The sequence below is a fragment of the Limnobacter olei genome, assembly GCF_029087225.1.
Lineage (GTDB): Bacteria > Pseudomonadota > Gammaproteobacteria > Burkholderiales > Burkholderiaceae_B > Limnobacter > Limnobacter olei.
Map to the genome: position 1 here is coordinate 105,294 of NZ_JARFJD010000007.1, position 21,108 is coordinate 126,401.

Annotated in this window: 17 protein-coding genes; 12 read left to right on the forward strand and 5 right to left on the reverse strand. The window is 51.3% G+C overall.

Annotation, left to right across the window (positions count from 1 at the left end; all coding sequences use genetic code 11):
• Positions 1-14: 14 nt before the first annotated feature.
• The 4 genes from apbC to dcd all read left to right on the forward strand — a co-directional run bounded on the left by apbC (position 15) and on the right by dcd (position 3,378).
• Positions 15-1,106: an iron-sulfur cluster carrier protein ApbC gene (gene apbC, locus PY990_RS05630; RefSeq protein WP_275270789.1), complete on the forward strand. Its 1,092-nt coding sequence runs from the start codon at positions 15-17 to the stop codon at positions 1,104-1,106.
• A gap of 32 nt (positions 1,107-1,138) precedes the next feature.
• On the forward strand, positions 1,139-2,143 hold the full coding sequence (locus tag PY990_RS05635) for an alpha/beta hydrolase (protein ID WP_275270790.1): 1,005 nt from the start codon (positions 1,139-1,141) through the stop codon (positions 2,141-2,143).
• A 74-nt stretch (positions 2,144-2,217) separates the two neighbouring features.
• On the forward strand, positions 2,218-2,757 hold the full coding sequence (locus PY990_RS05640) for a hypothetical protein (RefSeq protein ID WP_275270791.1): 540 nt from the start codon (positions 2,218-2,220) through the stop codon (positions 2,755-2,757).
• A gap of 54 nt (positions 2,758-2,811) precedes the next feature.
• Complete coding sequence (gene dcd / locus PY990_RS05645; RefSeq protein ID WP_105029183.1) at positions 2,812-3,378, forward strand: dCTP deaminase; 567 nt, start codon at positions 2,812-2,814, stop codon at positions 3,376-3,378.
• Here the strand turns inward: dcd and PY990_RS05650 are convergent.
• Positions 3,342-4,385, reverse strand: coding sequence for a hypothetical protein (locus PY990_RS05650; protein ID WP_275270792.1), 1,044 nt, complete (start codon positions 4,383-4,385; stop codon positions 3,342-3,344). The genes dcd and PY990_RS05650 overlap by 37 nt on opposite strands.
• Positions 4,386-4,663: 278 nt before the next feature.
• Between PY990_RS05650 and PY990_RS05655 the strand changes: the two genes are divergently transcribed.
• Positions 4,664-6,919 (forward strand): arginine/lysine/ornithine decarboxylase, encoded by a 2,256-nt coding sequence (locus PY990_RS05655; RefSeq protein WP_008250818.1) that lies wholly within the window; start codon positions 4,664-4,666, stop codon positions 6,917-6,919.
• A gap of 49 nt (positions 6,920-6,968) precedes the next feature.
• On the opposite strand, the gene PY990_RS05660 is transcribed toward PY990_RS05655, so the two are convergent.
• Both PY990_RS05660 and argA read right to left on the reverse strand, forming a co-directional pair.
• Positions 6,969-8,177 (reverse strand): PLP-dependent transferase, encoded by a 1,209-nt coding sequence (locus PY990_RS05660; protein WP_275270793.1) that lies wholly within the window; start codon positions 8,175-8,177, stop codon positions 6,969-6,971.
• 22 nt (positions 8,178-8,199) lie between these two features.
• On the reverse strand, positions 8,200-9,540 hold the full coding sequence (gene argA / locus PY990_RS05665) for an amino-acid N-acetyltransferase (protein WP_275270794.1): 1,341 nt from the start codon (positions 9,538-9,540) through the stop codon (positions 8,200-8,202).
• 150 nt (positions 9,541-9,690) lie between these two features.
• Between argA and hrpA the strand changes: the two genes are divergently transcribed.
• From hrpA to PY990_RS05680, 3 genes are read left to right on the forward strand one after another with little or no spacing between them, the layout of a single operon-like run.
• Positions 9,691-13,581 carry an ATP-dependent RNA helicase HrpA gene (gene hrpA / locus PY990_RS05670; RefSeq protein WP_275270795.1) on the forward strand — a complete coding sequence of 1,297 codons (3,891 nt, stop codon included), beginning with the start codon at positions 9,691-9,693 and terminating at the stop codon, positions 13,579-13,581.
• 11 nt (positions 13,582-13,592) lie between these two features.
• Complete coding sequence (locus PY990_RS05675; protein ID WP_275270796.1) at positions 13,593-14,357, forward strand: EI24 domain-containing protein; 765 nt, start codon at positions 13,593-13,595, stop codon at positions 14,355-14,357.
• 19 nt (positions 14,358-14,376) lie between these two features.
• Positions 14,377-15,159: a competence/damage-inducible protein A gene (locus PY990_RS05680; RefSeq protein ID WP_171099200.1), complete on the forward strand. Its 783-nt coding sequence runs from the start codon at positions 14,377-14,379 to the stop codon at positions 15,157-15,159.
• A gap of 83 nt (positions 15,160-15,242) precedes the next feature.
• On the opposite strand, the gene PY990_RS05685 is transcribed toward PY990_RS05680, so the two are convergent.
• On the reverse strand, positions 15,243-15,797 hold the full coding sequence (locus PY990_RS05685) for a phasin family protein (protein WP_275270874.1): 555 nt from the start codon (positions 15,795-15,797) through the stop codon (positions 15,243-15,245).
• 211 nt (positions 15,798-16,008) lie between these two features.
• On the opposite strand from PY990_RS05685, the gene PY990_RS05690 reads away from it, so the two are divergent.
• Both PY990_RS05690 and PY990_RS05695 read left to right on the forward strand, forming a co-directional pair.
• Entirely contained in the window at positions 16,009-16,923 is a 915-nt protein-coding gene (locus PY990_RS05690; RefSeq protein ID WP_343075068.1) for a histone deacetylase family protein, read from the forward strand.
• A 127-nt stretch (positions 16,924-17,050) separates the two neighbouring features.
• Entirely contained in the window at positions 17,051-17,932 is an 882-nt protein-coding gene (locus tag PY990_RS05695; protein WP_275270798.1) for a serine hydrolase, read from the forward strand.
• Positions 17,933-17,934: 2 nt separating this feature from the next.
• Here the strand turns inward: PY990_RS05695 and PY990_RS05700 are convergent, their stop codons facing one another.
• Positions 17,935-18,735, reverse strand: coding sequence for an IclR family transcriptional regulator (locus PY990_RS05700; protein WP_105029174.1), 801 nt, complete (start codon positions 18,733-18,735; stop codon positions 17,935-17,937).
• Between the two features lie 138 nt (positions 18,736-18,873).
• On the opposite strand from PY990_RS05700, the gene PY990_RS05705 reads away from it, so the two are divergent.
• Both PY990_RS05705 and PY990_RS05710 read left to right on the forward strand, forming a co-directional pair.
• Positions 18,874-19,614: a (Fe-S)-binding protein gene (locus PY990_RS05705; RefSeq protein ID WP_275270875.1), complete on the forward strand. Its 741-nt coding sequence runs from the start codon at positions 18,874-18,876 to the stop codon at positions 19,612-19,614.
• Between the two features lie 17 nt (positions 19,615-19,631).
• Complete coding sequence (locus PY990_RS05710) at positions 19,632-21,041, forward strand: LutB/LldF family L-lactate oxidation iron-sulfur protein (RefSeq protein WP_275270799.1); 1,410 nt, start codon at positions 19,632-19,634, stop codon at positions 21,039-21,041.
• Positions 21,042-21,108: the final 67 nt, after the last annotated feature.

Below are 21,108 nucleotides of genomic sequence, written 5' to 3' on the forward strand. Positions count from 1 at the left end.
CGAGGAGAGTGTGTATGTCAGTGAGTACCGACACCGTACGCGAGGCATTGCGTAGTGTCATTGACCCCAATTTGAACAAAGACTTCATCAGCGCCAAACTGATCAAGAATATTCAAGTAGACGGCGGCGATGTCAGTTTTGATTTGGAGTTGAGCTATCCAGGTAAAAGCCAGCTGGATGGTTTGCGCAAAGCGGCCATCGCGGCAGTGCGTTCACAGGTTCCAGGCGTTGAAAACGTCAGTGTTAACGCAACCATCAAAATTCAAACCCATGCCGTGCAGCGTGGCTTAAAGCCGATGCCCAACGTCAAGAACATCATCGCAGTTGCCTCTGGCAAAGGTGGTGTGGGCAAAAGCACCACCGCTGTGAACCTGGCCCTGGCGCTGGTTGCAGAGGGTGCACGTGTGGGCATGCTGGACGCGGATATTTACGGACCTTCGCAGCCCACCATGCTGGGCATCACCGGGCGACCACAATCGGACGACGGGCAAATTATCGATCCCATGGAAGGTCATGGCGTACAGGCCATGTCGATCGGTTTTCTGATCGATGAAGACACACCCATGGTGTGGCGCGGTCCCATGGTAACCAGCGCACTTGAACAGTTGTTGAAGCAAACCAACTGGAAAGACCTGGATTACCTGATTGTGGATATGCCACCGGGCACCGGCGATATTCAGCTAACACTGTCCCAGAAAGTGCCAGTGACTGGCGCAGTCATCGTGACCACCCCGCAAGACATCGCTTTGCTCGATGCACGCAAAGGCCTGAAAATGTTTGAGAAAGTGGGTGTACCCATTCTTGGCCTGGTTGAAAACATGGCCATTCATGTGTGCACAAACTGTGGTCACAAAGAACATATTTTTGGTGATGGTGGCGGCCAGAAAATGGCCAAGGATTACAACATTCATTACCTGGGTGGCTTGCCGCTCGACATGCGGATTCGTATGCAGGCGGATTCTGGCAAACCCACAGTGGTGGCCGATCCTGACGGCGATTTGGCGAAAACATACAAGGAAATTGCGCGCAAAGTGGCCATCCGCATTGCTGAACAGTCCAAAGACATGTCCTTGAAGTTTCCTTCAATTGTGGTTCAAAACACTTAAAACCTCTTTTCCAAGGCGCCTCGGGGGCTCATGTGCCTAAAGACGAACTGACCTTTCACAAAGTGGCCAGCCCCGCGCCAAAGGCGGGGTTGGCCGGTGTGTGGTCGGCTCCGCAACTGGTTCTGGATTCTGGCGGAAATCTAGCTGTATGGGCCGAGCAGGGTATGGCCCAACCGCTTGCCAGTCGCGCACATCAATTTCCCTGGCTGGTACTTCACGGTGGCCCAGGCGGAAGTTTGGGTGCCTCCCATGTGGCACCGATTCGATACGCAGGTTTGCCCTGGTTTGGGTTTGATCAGCGCAACAGCGGTTTGAGCGAAGATCTCGATCTCAGCGTGATCGACTTGCAGCGTTTCGTCGATGACGCGCTTGAAGTTGCCGATCGGCTAAATATTCCGAAGTTTCATATACTGGGCGGTTCGTGGGGTGGCACTCTGGCCCTTGCCATTGCGGCTTATCGCCCCTCTAGGGTGGCCAGCGTTGTATTGCGCGCCCCGTTTTTGCCAATGCGTCCGCGTGTGGATGCTTTTTTTGAGTTGCTGGAGCGAATTGCCCCAGATTATTTTGCAGAACACTTCGGACCGGGAGCCCGAACCGATTTTGTTTGCGAATGTTTTGAGGTCGCCACGCCCGAGCACCTTCTGGAATTATCGGTGGCGTGGAACAAACTGGAGACCGCTTTGCTGACTGGCAAAGCAGGGGGCTTTGACAGCAAAAGGCCTTTTTTAAGCGATGTTCAAGAGCTTGCATTGGTACGCAAATACCGCTTGCAAGCGCATTTCCTGCGGCATGACTGCTTTTTGTCTCCACAAGATCTTCTCTCTTTGTTCTCGAAAATTAGCCTGGCACCTTGGCCAATGTCGATTATTCAAGGCATGAATGACCGTGTGTGCCCCCCGGGGGGTTCAAAACTGCTGTCGGAAATTGTTGTGCGTTCTAACTTGATCGAGTTGCCCGGCACAGGGCATCTTCCTGATTCTGCTGAAATGATCAAGGCCATTTCGCAGGAAGTGTCCCGTCATCATCTGTTGGTCTGACGCAAACACGCGCGGAACCTTCCCTGACTCTAGCTTACTTAATACATATCCAGTTAACTGAGTCACTTTACTTCATGAATAAAAACAACACGCCTCGCTCGCCTTTGGGTTCGCAGTCTCAAGCATTCAAAGCTCAAGGGTCGCAAGGGCCTAAATCAGAACGACCCGCCACAGCCCGCATGGAATCGGGCTTCTCCGTGGAAGAGGCAAATTTGCTGCACGAGGCGATTTCTTTGGCCGGAATGCGCTGGTTTGATGGGTTGGGCGTGATCATGGCCAAAAAAGAGCAGTTCGAGTTGTCGTTTCGCGCCGGCGAGTCGCAAAATGCAAGATGGGTGGTGATGGCTTTTCCCCTGTACAACATGAACGAGCCAAGCTCTGCTGAAATATGTCTGCATTTTTTGGCGGAAGCGCATGCCATGGTTCATGTACTTGATTTTCAGTATCAGGTGGGCATCAACATGGAAACGGAAAACCTGGAGTTCCTGATGCAGTTGCCCCTGCAAGGCGTCACGGGTGCACAAATGGCGAATTTGATACAGGTGTTTTTTGATGCCTTGGCCAATTCGGTGATGCAGGAATTAACCGAGATTCTCGATGGGATGAATCAGTGATGTCCTGTCTCATGTAACATTTCGGCTATTGAACTTCATTAAAGCAAAGTGAGCATGAGCATTAAATCGGACAAGTGGATTCGCAGAATGGCTGAAAGCACGGGGATGATCGAGCCCTTTGAGCCGGGCCAGGTTCGTTATGCAGGCGACAAAAGAATCGTGTCGTATGGCACGTCGAGCTATGGTTACGATATCCGCTGTGCCGACGAGTTCAAAATTTTCACGAACATCAACAGCACCATTGTTGATCCCAAAAATTTTGACGAGAAAAGTTTCGTAGATTTTAAAGGCGATGTGTGCATTATTCCGCCGAACTCGTTTGCCCTGGCTCGCACAGTTGAATATTTCCGCATTCCCCGCAATGTGCTCACCATTTGCCTGGGAAAAAGTACGTACGCGCGTTGTGGCATTATTGTGAACGTCACGCCTTTTGAGCCTGAGTGGGAAGGTTATGTGACGCTCGAGTTTTCAAACACCACACCATTGCCGGCCAAAATCTATGCAGGTGAAGGTTGTGCCCAGGTGCTTTTCTTTGAAAGCGACGAGGTGTGTGAAACGTCTTATCGCGACCGTGGTGGCAAGTATCAAGGCCAGGTGGGCGTTACTTTGCCAAAAACCTGATTTCGCAAGGGCGGTTGAATGTTCCCTTTCCAGTCATGGATCAACTGAACATTCAACTTGGCCAACATCAAAGCCAGCAAGGCGACCCCACAAGCTATTGCGCCTACTGTGGAAATTCCGACCAGAAATGGCGACATGGGTATCGAGATCGCTGCGGCGGCGCCCACCGAAACCGTCATTCCCAGCCGACAGCCCAATACGATTCCAAGCTTTTTCCCCAACAAATGATTGCCGATGGCAACGCCAATATGCTTGTCATAAGAAACAAGCAATTTGTTGATGCCCTGAAAAGTACCGTACGCGATGTGCATCAGCGACCGCGTTACCAGACCATACTGATGAAGATTTTGCCAAATGTAGTTGCAGTTGGCTTGTCGTTTCGATACCAAATGCTCTGGCACTGAGCTTCGGTGCCTCGACATGTACTTCACCCAACTTTGAATCGCACAGTTCCTCCGATTTTCGGTCTTGCCAGTCTTGTCCAGTATTTTGGTGAGTATTTGTTCTTTGCATGCAAGCAGCTTCCTCGCTACGATCAAGTAAGCGCTCGAATCAAAACTCGATCTTGTTGTCGCCTGGGCTATTTCTGCCTCGGTTCTGAGTGTGGTCATGCCTGTCTTGATCAAACCCAGGGCTGCAATACTCAAGATTGAAGAAACGCAATACAGTGCAGCACCCGCCACTTTGTGCACAGCCATACCACCCAAATTCAGCTGACCAGAAATTACACGACCAACTGCAGACGCAATCACCAAGGCCATGTCGGATTTTTCACCGGATGAAATGAGGTTTCTTGTCAAACGTTCGGCCAGCCCGGAGATGTCGGCCAAACCTTCAGCCATTTCCTCCGTGTGTTTGGCAAGGTGTATTAATGCGCGAACCCCCCGACTTCTGTATTGCTCCGGCAGTACCAAAGCCTTGTCAAACCCATGGGTGTGACCAGTTTTACTCAACACTTTTGCGCGTATTTTGGCAACACGTTCAAAGCCCATGTCGTAGTTATTCATGTAGTTGTCCAACCGCTTGGTCAAGCTGCGAGCCGGGCGAAAAGTCGCTGTGGACGGGGTAAATTGACCGGGCGAGGCTGATATGGAATTGATCTGCATGTTGGGCAGGTAAGGAGGACAATAAGCAGGAAAGTCGCCTATTGAACCCGCGCCAGATGACATTTCTATGAAGTCACTACATAGAGGGATAAATGCGCGACAATAGGGCTTGGAACAGGGGGCTGCGTAGTGGATAATGCAGCCTTGTTTTGTGTTGAACCCCGATCACAGGAAGATCAATGAAATTTCGTTTTCCCATTGTCATTATTGACGAAGATTTCCGCTCCGAGAACGCATCTGGTCTCGGCATTCGCGCCCTGGCAGACGCCATCGAGAAAGAGGGCGTAGAGGTATTGGGAGTCACGAGTTATCACGATCTTTCCCAATTCGCGCAACAGCAAAGCCGCGCCAGTGCGTTTATTTTGTCCATCGACGACGAAGAATTCGGCTTAGGCAGCAAGAAGGAAATCGAAGACGCCCTTCAAAATTTGAACAACTTTGTGCAAGAAATTCGCTTTAAGAACGCGGATATTCCAATTTACTTGTACGGTGAAACCCGCACTTCGCGCCACATTCCCAATGCAATTTTGAAAGAATTGCATGGTTTTATTCACATGTTTGAGGACACCCCTGAGTTTGTGGCCCGGCACATTATTCGTGAAGCCAAAAGTTACCTGGATTCCCTGGCACCACCGTTTTTCCGCGCCTTGGTGCATTATGCGCAAGATGGCTCTTATTCCTGGCATTGCCCAGGGCACTCCGGTGGTGTGGCGTTTCTGAAAAGCCCGGTTGGGCAAATGTTTCACCAGTTTTTTGGCGAAAACATGCTGCGTGCCGACGTGTGTAACGCGGTGGACGAGCTGGGCCAGTTGCTGGACCACACAGGGCCAGTTGCCGCTTCCGAGCGCAATGCAGCGCGGATCTTCAATGCTGACCATTGTTTTTTTGTGACCAACGGAACTTCGACGTCCAACAAAATGGTATGGCATGCCAACGTTGCGCCCGGCGACATCGTGGTGGTGGACCGCAACTGTCACAAATCGATTTTGCATTCGATCACCATGACCGGTGCCATTCCCGTGTTCTTGACACCCACGCGAAATCACTTGGGCATTATTGGTCCAATTCCGCTGGATGAATTCAAGCCCGAGAGCATTGCCAAGAAAATTGCGAACCATCCGTTTGCCAGCAAAGCCAAGAACAAAAAGCCCCGCATTTTGACGATCACGCAAAGCACCTACGATGGTGTGTTGTACAACGTGGAAATGATCAAGGAAGTACTGGGTTCTGAAATTGACACCTTGCACTTTGATGAAGCTTGGTTGCCGCACGCCAGCTTCCACCCCATGTACAAAGACATGCATGCGATTGGTCGCGACCGCCCGCGCACCAAAGACTCTCTGGTGTTTGCCACGCAATCTACCCATAAAATGTTGGCAGGTTTGTCTCAGGCTTCACAAATTCTGGTGCAGGAAAGTGAAAACCGCAAACTCGATCGCCATATTTTCAACGAAGCCTATTTGATGCACACATCCACCAGCCCGCAATACGCCATTATTGCAAGCTGTGACGTGGCTGCGGCCATGATGGAGCCTCCAGGCGGTACCGCTTTGGTTGAAGAAAGCATCATGGAAGCGCTGGATTTCCGTCGCGCCATGCGCAAAGTTTCTGAGGAGTTTGGAGACGACTGGTGGTTCAAGGTGTGGGGCCCTGACGTGTTGAGCGAAGAGGGCATGAGCCCGCGCGACGACTGGTTGATCCACACCACCGACACCTGGCACGGTTTTGGCAAAATGGCCAATGGCTTTAACATGCTTGATCCGATCAAGGCGACCATTGTTAACCCCGGCCTGGATGTGAACGGTCAGTTCTCTGATGCGGGCATTCCTGCCTCGATTGTGACCAAATATCTGGCTGAGCACGGTGTTATTGTTGAAAAAACAGGTTTGTATTCATTCTTCATCATGTTCACCATCGGCATTACCAAGGGCCGTTGGAATACTTTGGTGACTGCGCTTCAGCAGTTCAAGGACGATTACGACAAAAACCAGCCGTTGTGGCGTGTCATTCCTGAGTTCTGCCAAGCCCATCCACGCTATGAACGCGTGGGCTTGCGTGATTTGTGCAACACGATTCACGACATGTATCGCAAGAAGGATGTGGCACGTTTGACTACAGAAATGTATTTGAGCGACATGCAGCCCGCGATGGTGCCTGCCGATGCCTACGCCAAAGTGGCTCATCGAGAAATTGAGCGTGTGGCAATTGATGAACTGGAAGGTCGCATTACGTCAGCCCTGCTGACACCCTATCCTCCGGGCATCCCGTTGCTGATCCCAGGCGAAATTTTCAACGCCACGATTGTGGATTATTTGCGCTTTGCACGCGATTTCAACAAACAGTTCCCGGGCTTCGAGACCGATATTCATGGTTTGGTCGAGATTGAGGACGAACAGGGCAATGTGAGTTACTTTGTGGATTGCGTGAAGGTATAAAAGGTTTCGGGGACGCGTTGTTGACAGCGCGTCCTCTGCTGCGCTTCGGTTAAGCCCGGTTTGTTGTATCAAGTGCTTGCATCAAATCGGCAATTAAATCTGCCGGCTCCTCCAGCCCAATGGCCAAACGAAGTATTGGTCCGCAGCGGCCGTCCTCGTCTGCAAGGTGGCGTCTTCGGCTGTCAGGGATGTTCACCACCAATCCCAAACTTTCAGGCCCACCCCATGAATACGCAATCTTGAACAGCTTCAAGTTGTCGATGACTGCGCAAGCCTGTTCATCTGTGAACTCAGGATTTAGCACCACAGAAAATATGCTGGCAAAACCATGAAAGTCACGTTTGTAAAATTCATGACCAGGGCACTCAGCGAATTCAGGGTGAAGCACGCGTGCAATCGCCGGGTGTTGTTGCAAGGCTTTGGCCACCACCAAACCATTCTCGGCTTGTTGTTTGTAGCGTAAGGGCAATGTGAGCAGTCCACGCAAGACCAAGTCGCAATCGGCTGGTGAAACGCCGAGGCCCAAAACACGGTTCTTGCGCTCTACATCCGCGAAAGCTCGGGTGTTGTTGCTTAAGACAGCACCCATCAATACATCGGCATGGCCACACTGGTATTTGGTCAGCGCTTGCACACTGAAGTCGAAACCATGCTCGAATGGTTTGTAGGCAATTCCCGCCGCCCACGTGTTGTCGATGCCAGTGCGTGCACCATGGGTTTTCGCAAGGGCCACAATGACTTGTAAATCGGGCACTTCAAAAGTGAGTGAGCCTGGTGCTTCAGTCCACACCAGGGTGGTGTTGGTGCGCAAGCCTTCCGCCACACTACTTGCGTTGCAGGGGTCGTATTCTGAAAACTCCACGCCATAGTCCACATGAAGGCTTCTCGCCAAGGCTTGCACGGGGCCATACACATTTTCCGGAATCAACCAATGGTCGCCGCTTTTCAGGCAGGCTTGGGCTACCAGTGCAATGCCGGTCAGCCCGGAAGGGCACACCAGCGCGTGGGTGGCACCTTCTATTTCAGCCAGTTTTTTCGCCAGCGTGTACTGCGTGGGGTTGCCATGCAAGCCATAGCTGTAGTCAAGCCCGAGTGGGTTTACTGTTGCGCGTTGGGCTGCCGTGTTGTCAAAAAACGTGCTGGATCCTCTGTACACGGGTACGGGCAGCGCGGAGAAGCCCGCGCTACTGACCGGTTTCGAGTGAATGATTTCAGTGCTTTGGCCACGCACGGCGGGCTTGTGTTTGAAGGTACTCATAGGGCGCGCCTTGCATGCTCACTCACAGTGTTTTAATCATGACTTGCGACTTACGGTTCCAGTCGTAAAGGCGTTTTCGTTCGATTGGCAGTTTGTCCACATCTCCTACCACAAAGCCGCGCTTCAGGAAAAAATGCGATGTTTGTGTGGTCAGCACAAACAGCTGCTTTAAACCTTGTTTGCGTGCGTCGTGTTCAATTTTTTTCAGCAAACGTTCCCCATCTCCTGTGCCTTGCCAAGAGGGGTGCACCACCAGGCAGGCCAGCTCAGCCACGCCCTCCGTGTGGTAAGGGTACATGGCCGCGCATCCCCACAAAATGCCATCGTGTTCCAGCACAGTGAAGTGGTCGATGTCCCGTTCAATTCGATCGCGGCCACGGCGCACCAGCACGCCAGCCATTTCAAGTGGTTCGATCAGGGTTTTGATACCGCCAGAGTCATCCAGTGTCGCCTGGCGCAAACTTTCCAGGTTTTCCTCGGAAACCATGGTGCCCACGCCGTCGTGCGAGAACAGTTCCAGCATGACACCGCCATCCAGGTTCAGCGGCACAATGTGCGCACGTCCTACCCCGCCTTGCACCGCCAGAATACAGCACTCCAGATAATCCTTGGTCAATTCGGGCAGGTCCTCCTGAAGCATGATTTCCCGGGCACGGTCCAGCTCGAGTTCTTCCATCAGTTTGCCGCTCTTGTCAAAAATACCTTCAATCTGGGTGACGAAAATCAGCTTGTCTGCTTTCATCGCGCGTGCAGTGCTGGTAGCCACGTCTTCCATGGTCAGGTTAAAAGCCTCGCCAGTGGGCGAAAAGCCAATGGTTGACAGCAACACGATTGCGCTGCTGTTCAAGCTCATTTGAATCGCGGTCACGTCGATTTTTCGAACCAGACCGGTGTGTTGCAAATCCACGCCCTCCAGAATACCCATCGGCCGCGCCGTAATGAAGTTGCCGGAGATGACGCGCATCGAGGAGTGCGCCATGGGTGTGTTGGGCAAACCTTGTGAAAATGCAGCTTCAATGTCCAGCCGCAGTTCACCGGCTGCTTCCTTGGCGCACTCCAGTGCACCTTTGTCGGTGATTCGCCAGCCCTTGTGAAAAGCGGGTTGAATGTTGCGCAAGGCCAATTGCTCTTCAACCTGTGGGCGCGAACCACACACCAGCACAATGCGCATGCCCATGGCGTGTAAGAGTGAAAGATCTTGCGCCAGTGAATTCAGATAGCCCTGGTGGGCGAGTTCACCATCGACAGCCACCACGAAGGTTTTACCCCGAAAGGCATGAATGTAAGGCGCAACAGTTCGCAGCCATTGAACAAAGGTTTGGCTGTTCATGGAAAGGTCGTCGTTGCTGGGGGCGTTACTCATTGGCTTGGGGGCTGTCCTGAAAAAAGGGAATACACTGTGGGCAGCCGCGGCCGCTCGTTCGATTGATTATAATTTCCGATTGAGCGTAGTCCAGTCTTCGCTTTGTTTTTCCCCGATTTGATCGGAATTTGAACCCAATATTGGTTATTTGTGTTGTCAAAAGAACAAACCCTTCAGTCCCCACCCGAAATTCGATACCCCGAAGAGCTGCCGGTTTCCCAACGCCGTGAGGAAATCAAGCATTTGATTGCAGCGAATCAGGTGGTGATTGTGTGCGGTGAAACAGGTTCGGGTAAAACCACGCAGTTGCCAAAAATGTGTCTGGAACTTGGGCGGGGCTTGAACGGGCAAAGTATTGTGCACACGCAGCCTCGTCGATTGGCGGCCACCGCCACTGCCAAGCGCATTGCACAGGAATTGAATTCCGAAGTGGGGCAATGGGTTGGTTTTAAAATCCGCTTTCAAGACCAATCCAATGCCAGCACTGCGGTGAAGTTGGTAACCGACGGCATTTTGCTGGCTGAAAGCCAGACTGACCCACTGTTCAAGAAGTACGACACCATCATCATTGATGAGGCGCACGAGCGTAGCCTGAACATTGACTTTCTTTTGGGATACCTGAAAGACGTCTTGTCCAAGCGCCCCGATTTGAAATTGATTGTGACTTCAGCCACCATCGATGCAGAGCGGTTCTCCAAACATTTTGAAAATGCCCAAGGCAAGCCTGCTCCGGTGATCGAAGTGTCTGGTCGTTTGTACCCGGTGGAAATTCGTTACAAAGACCCCAACGATTTCGACACCAATCGCCGCAAGAATGCACCAGTCAACCCGGCCGACGAAGTGGATGAGGATGCATTTCAGGCAGCCACACTCGATGCGGTAGAAGAACTTTGCCGCGAGGGGCAGGGCGATATTTTGATGTTCTTGCCAGGAGAGCGGGAAATTCGCGACATGGCGAATTTCCTGAGCAAAAACCTGCGGCAATCGCTGGAGATACTCCCGCTGTTTGCAAGGCTCACCGCACAGGAACAGGAGCGCATTTTCAAGCCCAGCGGGCGCAGGCGAATTGTGTTGTCCACCAACGTGGCGGAAACCTCGCTGACTGTGCCCGGTATTCGATATGTGATCGATTCAGGCGTGGCCCGCGTAAAGCGCTACAGCTACCGCAACAAGGTTGAAATGTTGCAGGTGGAAAGAATTTCCAAGGCATCAGCCAACCAGCGGGCCGGCCGCTGCGGTCGCGTTGCGAACGGTGTGTGTATCCGCTTGTACGCCGAGGCCGACTTCGCAGGCCGTGCCGATTACACCGATCCGGAAATTCTTCGATCCTCGTTGGCGTCGGTTATTTTGCGCATGAAAAGCCTGCACCTGACCGAGGTGGAAGACTTTCCCTTTTTGCAACGCCCGATGGGGCGCGCGATTGCCGATGGCTATCAGCTGCTCAGTGAACTGAATGCACTAGACGATGCTGGGCACTTGACCAAAACAGGCCGGGCACTGGCCAAGTTGCCGCTTGACCCCCGAATTGCCCGCATGCTGTTTGAAGCCAGTCAGCGCGGTTGCCTAAACGAGTTGCTGGTGTTGGCCGCTGCCTTGTCGATTCAAGATCCACGCGACCGTCCGATTGACGCTCAAGAGGCTGCAGACAATGCCCAGCAGCAATTCGATGACGCAGAATCTGATTTCATGTCCTTTCTGAAATTATGGAATTATTATATTGATTTAAAACAACAAAATTTGACAAATCGTGACATGAAAAATGCGCTCCAGCGCAAGTTTCTGTCTGCGAACCGCCTGCGCGAGTGGAGTGAAGTTCATCAACAGCTTACCGCCATGGTGAAAGATCAAAAGTGGACTTTGAACGCCACACCCGCTACCTACGATCAAATTCATCTTGCACTGATGGCAGGTTTACTGGGCAACATCGGTTTGAAGCATGAGACGGATCCGGTTTATCTGGGCGCGCGCAGCATCAAGTTTTCAATTCATCCAGGTTCAAACCTGTTCAAAAAGGGTGGCAAATGGATCATGGCTGCCGAACTGGTTGAAACCACCCGCTTGTATGCCCGCAGTGTCGCCAAAATTCAACCTGACTGGATCGAGAAGGTCGGCGCGCATTTGGTGAAGCGTAACCACAACAATCCGCATTGGGAGAAAGGCTCTGGTCAAGCCGTAGCTCTGGAAACAGGCACTATTTATGGCTTACCCATTTACTCTCAGCGCCGCGTGAGCCTGGCGAGGTTTAATCAAGCCGATGCGCGCAGGTTGATGATTCACGAAGGCTTGGTGCCAGGACAGGTAAAGACCACCGTGCCATTTTACGTGCACAACCGCAAGTTGGTTGAAGACCTGGAAAAGCTGGAGCACAAAGCCCGTCGTCAGGATATTTTGGTAGACGAAGCCCTGATTGCACAGTTCTACGACGACAAGCTTCCAGCTGGAGTGTACAACCAGCAAACCCTGGAAAATTGGGCGAAACAAGCCAGCAAGGAAGACCTTGCAGCGCTGTACCTGAACAAGGAAGACCTGCTGAGCAAGAAAGCAGGCGACATTACTACCGAGTTTTATCCTAAAAAGCTGGAAATGGGCGGCTTGGCGTTTGATCTGACTTATCACTTCGAGCCCGGAAGCCCCCGCGATGGAGTCACACTGACCATTCCTCTGATGCTGTTGAACCAGGTAAACCCGGGCCGCACTGAATGGCTGGTACCTGGCATGTTGAAAGAAAAGGCCTTGCTGCTGTTGAAAAGTTTGCCGCAGAAGCTTCGCCGTCACTGCGTACCCGTGCCGCAATTTGCCGAAAAGTTTGCTCAAGCGCATTTCGATTCAAACTTTTATGAAAAGCCGCTTCTGGAACGCCTTCGAGATTTCGTGGCCAGTGAAACTCCCGCACGGCCATTGCTCAGCGATTTCCGAATTGAAACCCTGCCGCCGCACCATTTCATGAATTTCAAGTTGATCGATGAGCATGGGCGCCAACTGGATATGCAACGCAGTTTGTCTACCCTGAAGGCGGAATGGGGCCGCAAGGCGCAAGAAAGTTTCAAAAGCTCCGATGTAGTGGAGCAGGTGCGTGCTCAGGTAGGAGGGCAGGCGGGCGCTGCTTCACCGGCCTCTGAAGCACGCAAACTTTCGCCCAATCCAGCAAAGTCCTCCTCTGGCAGCAACAGTGCGTTCAACGATCATCCAATCACCGACTGGAGCTTTGGCAGTTTGCCCGACATGCTGGAGATCAAGCGTGCAGGTCAAACCTTCTTTGGTTACCCTGCTTTGAAAGACATGGGTGAGCATTGCATTATTGAGGTATTCGATGAAGAGGAGATTGCCCGCAAAGTACATCTGGATGGCGTGCTTCGCCTGTTCAATATTGCCCTGAAGGAGCCCTTGAAGTACCTGACCAAAAACCTGATTGATTTTCAGAAGGTAGCCATGTTGTACATGCCGCTGGGTTCGTCGGAAGAGCTGCAACAGCAGTGGATCAAACTGACTTTGATGCGCAGCGCGCTTGCGGCAGGATTGCCCACCACGCAAGACGAGTTCAACACCAAAGCGCAGGAGGCACGCAGCCGCATGAATCTGATCGCCCAGGAAATCGGGAAAGTTCTTTTGATTATTCTGAATGAGTACAGTGCGCTTAACAAAAAACTCCAGGCAGTGTCGAAATTATTCCCTGAATGCGTTGCTGACATTCAAAACCAGTTGAACTGGTTGCTGCCCAAGGGTTTTTTGCTGAAAAAGCCATGGGAGCAATTGACCCATTACCCGCGTTACTTGAAAGCGGCGCAAATACGCCTTGAGCGAGTGCGTAATTCGGTTGATCGAGACAAACAGTTGATGAAAGATGTCATGGATCTTCAATTACACTGGGTTCGTGCCAGTTCACAATTGAAAGGTCAGGAAGATGAAAGCCTGAGCCAGTTTGCCTGGCAACTCCAGGAGCTGCGAGTTTCGCTATTCGCCCAAGAACTTCGTACGCCAATGCCGGTTTCTGTCAAGCGTTTGCAAAAGGCATGGGAAACCATGGCAAGGCGACAACAATAAAGGGAAGGTTTATGAACAACGCAATGTCCATTCTTTTTAACGCGCTGGTTGATTCATTTCGCCCAAAAATGCTGATGTTGACTTTGGTGTCGGTGGCCATTGCATCGGTGTTCTGGATTGTAATTATCTGGCTGTCGGTTGATCCTTTGGTCAATGCCGCGACCTGGGCACTGGGTTATCTTGGTTTTGACTTTTCCGCCGAAGCAGTCGCAACCGACGCCGCATTCATGGGCTGGTTGAAAGTCATTTTGGTGCCGCTGGCCGTGTTTGGTCTGTTGTGGCCGATCGTGGCCACTTCGGCCGTGTTGCTTGCGGGTTTGTACGTTACTCCACCGGTGGTCAATTACCTTGCTGAAAAGGAATTTCAAGGAATCCAAAAGAGGGGAGACTCTGGCATTGTCATGAGCCTGTGGGTGACTTTGAAAGCAGTGGTCATTTTTCTGATTGCATGGATTGTCACACTGCCTTTGTGGCTCATACCAGGCATGGCATTTGTGTTGCCTATTTTGCTGACCGCCTATTTGCTCATGGCCGTGATGAGGTTCGATTCTTTGGCTGGGCATGCCACCAAACTGGAAATGAAAGAAATCAAAAAGCGCGACAGCACCTCCGCCTGGTTGATTGGTTTGGTGTGCGCATTTTTAAGTTTCATTCCACCAATTTTGTTGATCATGCCGGTGATGTCGGCTTTGGCATTTACCCGCCATTACATGGGCGCACTCGTGCAGGTCAGAAACAACAACACAATCGACATGCCCGCGATTGAATCCAACTAAATACACAAAGAGCAAAAAAATGGCAGTACCTAAAATTGGCCTTATCGTAGTGGGCGACGAGATTTTGTCGGGCTTAAGGCAAGACAAACACATACCTGCCGTGATCGAGCGTTTAACCGCCCGTGGCCTGCATTTGTCTTGGGTGCAAATGGTGGGTGACGACAGGGAGTTTTTAACCGCTACCTTGAAACGCTCATTTGCCAGCGACCACATTGTATTGAGTTGTGGGGGCATTGGCGGTACACCCGATGATCACACACGGCAAGCAGCAGCCCAGGCACTGGGCCTGCCGATTGTGCGCCACGAAGGTGCCGTGGAACTGATTCGTCAGCGTTGCGAGGAAAGCGGGCAGCCCCTGGATGAGTTTCGGCTGCGCATGGCTGATTTTCCGGAAGGCGCCAGCCTGATACCCAACCCTTATAACCGCATTGCCGGCTTCACCATCGGGCAACATCACTTCGTGCCTGGTTTCCCGGTAATGGCCTGGCCGATGATTGAATGGGTGCTCGATACGCTCTACCCTCAGTTTCATCATCGGGAGCTTGAATACAAGAGGGCTTTGTTGTTGTTCAACACACCAGAAGCCCGAATAACGCCAGTGATGGAGCAACTGGAGGCCCAGTACCCCGATTGCAAGTTGTATAGCCTGCCCAGTGTGGGTGACAACAAACTGGCTCGCCATATTGAGCTTGGGGTAAAGGCAAGGGGCGATTTTGCTAAAAAAGAAGTAGTTTCGAATGCGTTTACAGAACTGGTGAAAGTTCTGGAAAGCATGAATTGCGAGTTTGAGTTAATCAATTAAAAAAAAGCCTGCCACAAAAGAGGGCAGGCTTTGAGAATTCGTTCCAGGAGGAACGAGGAGACATCTTTACAGGCAAAACAAGCTTAAGCTGCTTTGCGGGCCTTTGTAGTGGCTGTGTTGGAGGCTTTGATGGTTGCCTTGGTTGCGGCTTCCACGTTGGCTTCTGCCATTTCAACAGCTTGTTTGGTGGCCTTGCTTACACTGTCGTAAGCGGTGTTGGCTGCAGTAATTGCTGATTTCATCAGTGCGACAGCACTTTCTGAACCGGCAGGTGCATTCTTGCTGGCTGACTCAAACAGCTCAACGAATTTTTTGTTGTTTTCGGCGACTTGCTCTTCAACCAGCTTGGCTGCTTCAGAAGCAATACCAGAGGACAGGGAGTACAGGTCTTTGCCGTAGGACACAGCTTTCTCTGACAAAGGTTGTGTCACTGATGTTGACACCGCAACGAATTCTTGAATGTCTTTTGCAGAGGACAAGGCTTTTACGGCCTCAACACTGTCTTCCATGTAAGCTTTAACAGCGTTAAGATTCAGTTCAACCACTTTTTCAACGTTGCTGAACGATTGCTGGCTAAGACCCAGGATCTTTTCAAGGTTGGCTTTTTGAACGTCGAGAAATTGTTCGGGGGTCATCATCATAGTTTGCTCCGTCAGGTTTCGTACCACTAGGGTTATTTTCGACACCGTTTGATGCGGTGCACAAATTGAATTCTACCAAAAAAAATTCTCTTGTCAACAAAAATGTTGCAACGCAATAAATCAAGTTCGTTCTGTTGTATTAATCATGATTGAAGCTTTTTATACCGATGAATTTGTTCTTCCATTGCCCCAAGGGCACAGATTTCCAATGGAGAAGTACCGAATTCTGCGCGATAAAGTGCATGCAAGTGATTGTTTTATAGAATTATCTGTGCCGAACGCCGCAACGCCAGGGCAGTTGGCGTTGGCACATTGCCCTTACTACATTGAACGAATAGAAACTGGCAATGTTTCGAGACATGAACAACGTGACATCGGTTTTCCTTGGTCAGAACGGATGGTGGAGCGTTCCCGTCGTTCCGTGGGTGCCACCGTGTCGGCTGTTCGAAGTGCGCTGCAACACGGCGCTTCGGTCAATTTGGCAGGGGGTACGCATCACGCCAAGCGGAACAAGGGCGGCGGCTTTTGTGTGTTCAATGATTTGGCGGTGGCTGCACGCGTTTATCAAACAGACGCAATAGCCTGGTTAAACACAAATCAAACCAGATCAAATACCCGAGGCCTTGGGAATAAGGTGTTGGTGATCGATCTGGATGTACACCAAGGAGACGGTACCGCTGAAATTTTGGGTGGTGACGACAGCGTGTTTACTTTTTCAATGCATGGCGAGAAAAATTATCCCTTTCAAAAAGAAAAAAGTGACCTAGACATCGAGCTACCCGACGGAACTGGTGATGATGAATACCTCACACAACTGGAAAGGGCATTGAACGAGATCAACCAACGATTTACGCCAAATATGGTGCTGTATGTGGCAGGGCTCGATGTTCACCAATCTGACCGTTTGGGCAAATTGGCCTTGAGCGATGAGGGTATTCGGCTGCGCGATCAAGTGGTGCTGGAATGGGTGCAACACCGCAACTTGCCGGTTGCCGCAGTGATGGCAGGGGGGTATTCCCCAGACCTTGAGCATTTAACCGACCTGCAACTTGGGGTAATCAAGCGCTTGGCCGACTATGGTCGACACTATCAAGAACCCCTAAAAACTACACTGAACAGGTAGATTTAAGAAATCGCTCGAATTAGATGACTTAAAACCCTGTTATCACTCGATCTGGGGCCTTGGCGGTTAACCCAATTCTGCGTAGAATCCAACAAAACATTCGTTCGAATAATAAAGACAACACACCATGATCTACAAAGCATTTCTCGGCTCAACACTTCTTGCTTTATCCATGGTGTTCAGCCCCGCTGTAATGGCTGCTTCCGGCCAGTCCGAGCGTGCAAACCTGAAGGAAGCTCACGATCCGCTGTCTTTGAACAGCTCAGTGGCTTTGGTGGCCGACGCAGATTCCCTCGAAGTGCTGTATGCAAAAAATCCCTCGGCTGTGGTTCCAATCGCATCAATTACCAAGATCATGACCGTCGTGGTCACGCTGGAGGCAGGGCTTGATCTTGATGAGGTGATTACCATCACCACAGAAGACATCGATTACTACAAAAATACCCGTTCACGCTTGAAGCCCGGCAGTGAGTTCACCCGTCGCGAACTGATTCATCTGGCTCTTATGGCCTCCGAAAACCGAGCTGCCTCTGCCTTGGGACGTAGCTATCCAGGTGGTTTGGCAGCGTGTGTCGCTGAGATGAACCGCCGGGCGGCTTCGCTCAGAATGTTTAATACGAACTTCGCTGAAACCACGGGACTTTCGGTTGAAAACAAATCCAGCGCCAACGACTTGGCGCGCATGGTTTTGCATGCCCAGCGCTTTCCCCTGATTCGTCAGTTTTCTACTGATCCCCAGTTTTCGGTGCAGTCGGGCAAGGGGCAATTGAACTTCAGAAATACCAATCGCCTGATCAAAAACAAGGAATGGGATATTCAGGTTCAAAAAACCGGCTTTATCAATGAAGCTGGGCGTTGTTTGGTGATGAAGGCCAAGGTGGGTGATCGTAACCTGGTGATCGTATTGCTGGATGCATTGGGTTCTCAGGCTAGATTTGCCGACGCAGAGCGTATTCGCGAATATGTAATGGCCGTGGCACCCAGCACTGCCGCATATGTAACAAAATAAAGTTAAAGTCGGAATCGTCCGCTAGGTGGGGTTACTCGACCCTGCCAGCCCAGCGATGCGCTTATTCGTTGCGCTGTATGAATCAGTTCTTGTAGCCAATCTTCCTGAATGCGGTCTGCTGGCGCAGATATCGACAGACCAGCAATCAGTTTTGATGAATCGTCATAAATGCCGGCCGCCATACAACGAACACCCATTTCAAGTTCTTCATTGTCGCGCGCGAATCCCTCCGTTCTCACCAGCAACAGTTCCTTTTCCAGCTTTTCAAGCGTGGTCAGACTGTTCAGTGTAGTACCACGCAAAGTGGTTCTCTCGGCGTACAGCTTCAAGTTCTCTGGTGATTCATTGGCAAGAAAAAGTTTGCCTGTTGAGGTTAGGTGCAAGGGCGCACGGCCTCCGATTGCACGTACCACCTGCATGCCTGATCGTTCGCTGTAGGCGCGGTCCACGTACACAATTTCATCACCTTGTCGAACTGACAGGTTCACGGTTTGTCCAGTCAGACGGTGCAATTTGCGCATCAGCTCCAGTGCAGCATCACGTACGTTCAATCGGGCTTTCACCAAATTGCCCAGCTCAAGCAAGCGCATGCCCAGGCGGTACAAACCCGGGTCGGTGCGGTCAACCAGTCGGCAAGCCACCAGGTCATTCAAAATTCGGTGGGCAGTGGAGGGGTGTAGCTTGGTGTCGCGGGCTAGGTCTTTCAATGCAACGGGATCTTGGTGTTCGGCCAAGGCGTCCAACAATTGCATCATTCGCTCAATCACCTGAATACTGGTGCGTCCAACCGACTCTTCGCTCATACGGGGTAGTTCCTTTTCATGCAGTGAGAAGTTTAAACCATATTGTGAAATACGTCACTCGTTATGGTTATCACTACTGGCCGGAAAGCGGCGTGCTGCATACACTTGAACAGTTTTCGTTCATTTTGGGGAAATACCTTGCGCGTCGGTTTGTTTGTTACCTGCCTTGTAGATTCCATGCGACCCTCTATCGGTTTTTCAACCATTGAGTTGCTGGAATCGGCCGGTTGCGAGGTGATGGTACCTCAGGCCCAAACCTGTTGCGGTCAACCCGCCTGGAATTCAGGTGACCACGATAGCACGCACAAGCTGGCCCAAAAATGGCTGGCTGAGTTCGAGCAGTTTGATTACGTGGTTGCTCCATCGGGTTCTTGCGTTGGGATGACAAAAACCCATTACACCGAAGTATTCAAGAACGACCCTGATTTGAAAATGCGCGCGGCCCGTTTGGCTGCTCGCACCTACGAGCTCACTGACTTTTTGGTCAATGTACTGGGCGTGGACAAGATCAAACTTGGTGTGAGCGAACTTAAACAGATTACCTATCATGATTCTTGCAGTGGGCTGCGCGAGTTGGGTGTGCAGAATCAACCCCGCACCTTGATTGGCAAAATGGGTGGCGTAGAAATTCTTGAAATGAAAGACAGTCGGCAGTGCTGCGGTTTTGGTGGCACGTTTGCCTTGAAGTATGGCGAGGTTTCCAGTGCAATTTGTACCGATAAGTGCGAGCAGGTACAAGCGACCGGTGCACAGGCTGTGGTGTTGGGCGACCTGGGCTGTATGTTGAATATTGAAGGCCGTTTGCGCCGCATGGGTGACAACACACAAGTGTTGCATGTGGCCGAATTGCTCACGGGCCGCAAGCCCGGTCAAATTTAAAGTGGGGCAGTAACACCATGCAAGTACAAAGCATGTTTTTTGAACGCAAGGCCAGTGAAAAGCTGAATGATCCGCGCTTGCAGGAAAACTTGAAACGTTTGTCTTCGAAGTTCGTGAATGCACGTGCCACCAGTATTCTAGAGCTGGAAGATTTTGAAGGCACACGGTCTGCGGCAGTTGAAATTCGCAATCGAAGCATCAAGAATCTGGATGTATGGCTTGAATTGTTTGAACAGAAAGCAGCAGAGACTGGTGCCAAGGTATTGTTTGCACGTACACCGCAAGAGGCAGCCCAGCTGGTTGTGAAAATTGCCAAAAAGCACAGTGTTAAATCAGTCATCAAATCGAAGTCGATGGTGACTGAAGAAATGGCATTGAACAAAGCGCTTGAGGCGGCGGATGTGAAAGTGCGCGAAACCGACCTCGGCGAATACATTCTTCAAATCAACGACAACGAGCGTCCCAGTCACATTATTGCGCCGGTGGTTCACAAAGACAAAGAACAGGTGGCGGACCTGTTTGAAAAGCATCACCATTTGCCCCGCAAAACCGACATCGCTGAAATGACCCGAGAAGCGCGTGAAATTCTGCGTCCTCAGTTTTTGGCTGCCGACATGGGTGTCACGGGCGGCAACTTCATCATTGCAGACACCGGCTCAGTGGCTTTGGTGACGAACGAGGGCAACGAAGGCATGTGCACCATTAACCCCCGCGTGCATGTGGCTATTACAGGTGTTGAAAAGGTGGTGCCTACCCTTGAAGACTTTGCCACTTTGATCCGCTTGCTACCACGCTCGGCAACCGGGCAAAGCATTTCCAACTACGTGTCGTTGTTAACTGGCCCCAAGCGGGAAGGCGACCTGGATGGTCCCGAACACATGTATTTTGTGATTCTGGATGGTGGGCGCACTGGCTTGCTGGGTGGGGAGTTTGAAGAAATGCTTCGCTGTATCAAGTGTGGTGCTTGCATGAATCACTGCCCGGTGTATCAAAAAATTGGTGGCCATGCCTACGGTTGGGTTTATCCCGGCCCGATGGGATCAGTGCTTACACCCAGCTATACCGGTATTGAAAAAGCGCTTGATTTGCCGCAGGCGGCTACTTTGTGCGGCGAGTGCCATGTGGTTTGCCCTGTGAAAATTCCGCTGCCCGATTTGCTTCGCAAATTGCGAGAGCAACAATTTTCCAGAGGGCTTCGTCCATGGCAGGAAAAAGCAGCATTCAAGGTGTGGGCTTTTGTGGCACAGCGGCCTGCTTTGTATCGCGTATTGTCACGCATGGGCATTAAGGCCATGGCATGGTGGGGAAAACGCAAAGGCGGTATACACAGTTTGCCGGGCGCCAAGGGCTGGACCGATCAACGTGACTTTCCCGTGCCCACGGGGGAAACCTTTTCAAATCTGTATCAGCAACGCAAGAATAAGTAGACTTATAACTTACATTCAGCAAGATGAATGTCTGAGAACAAGGAGCGGCGTTCAGAAAGCCGCTCCT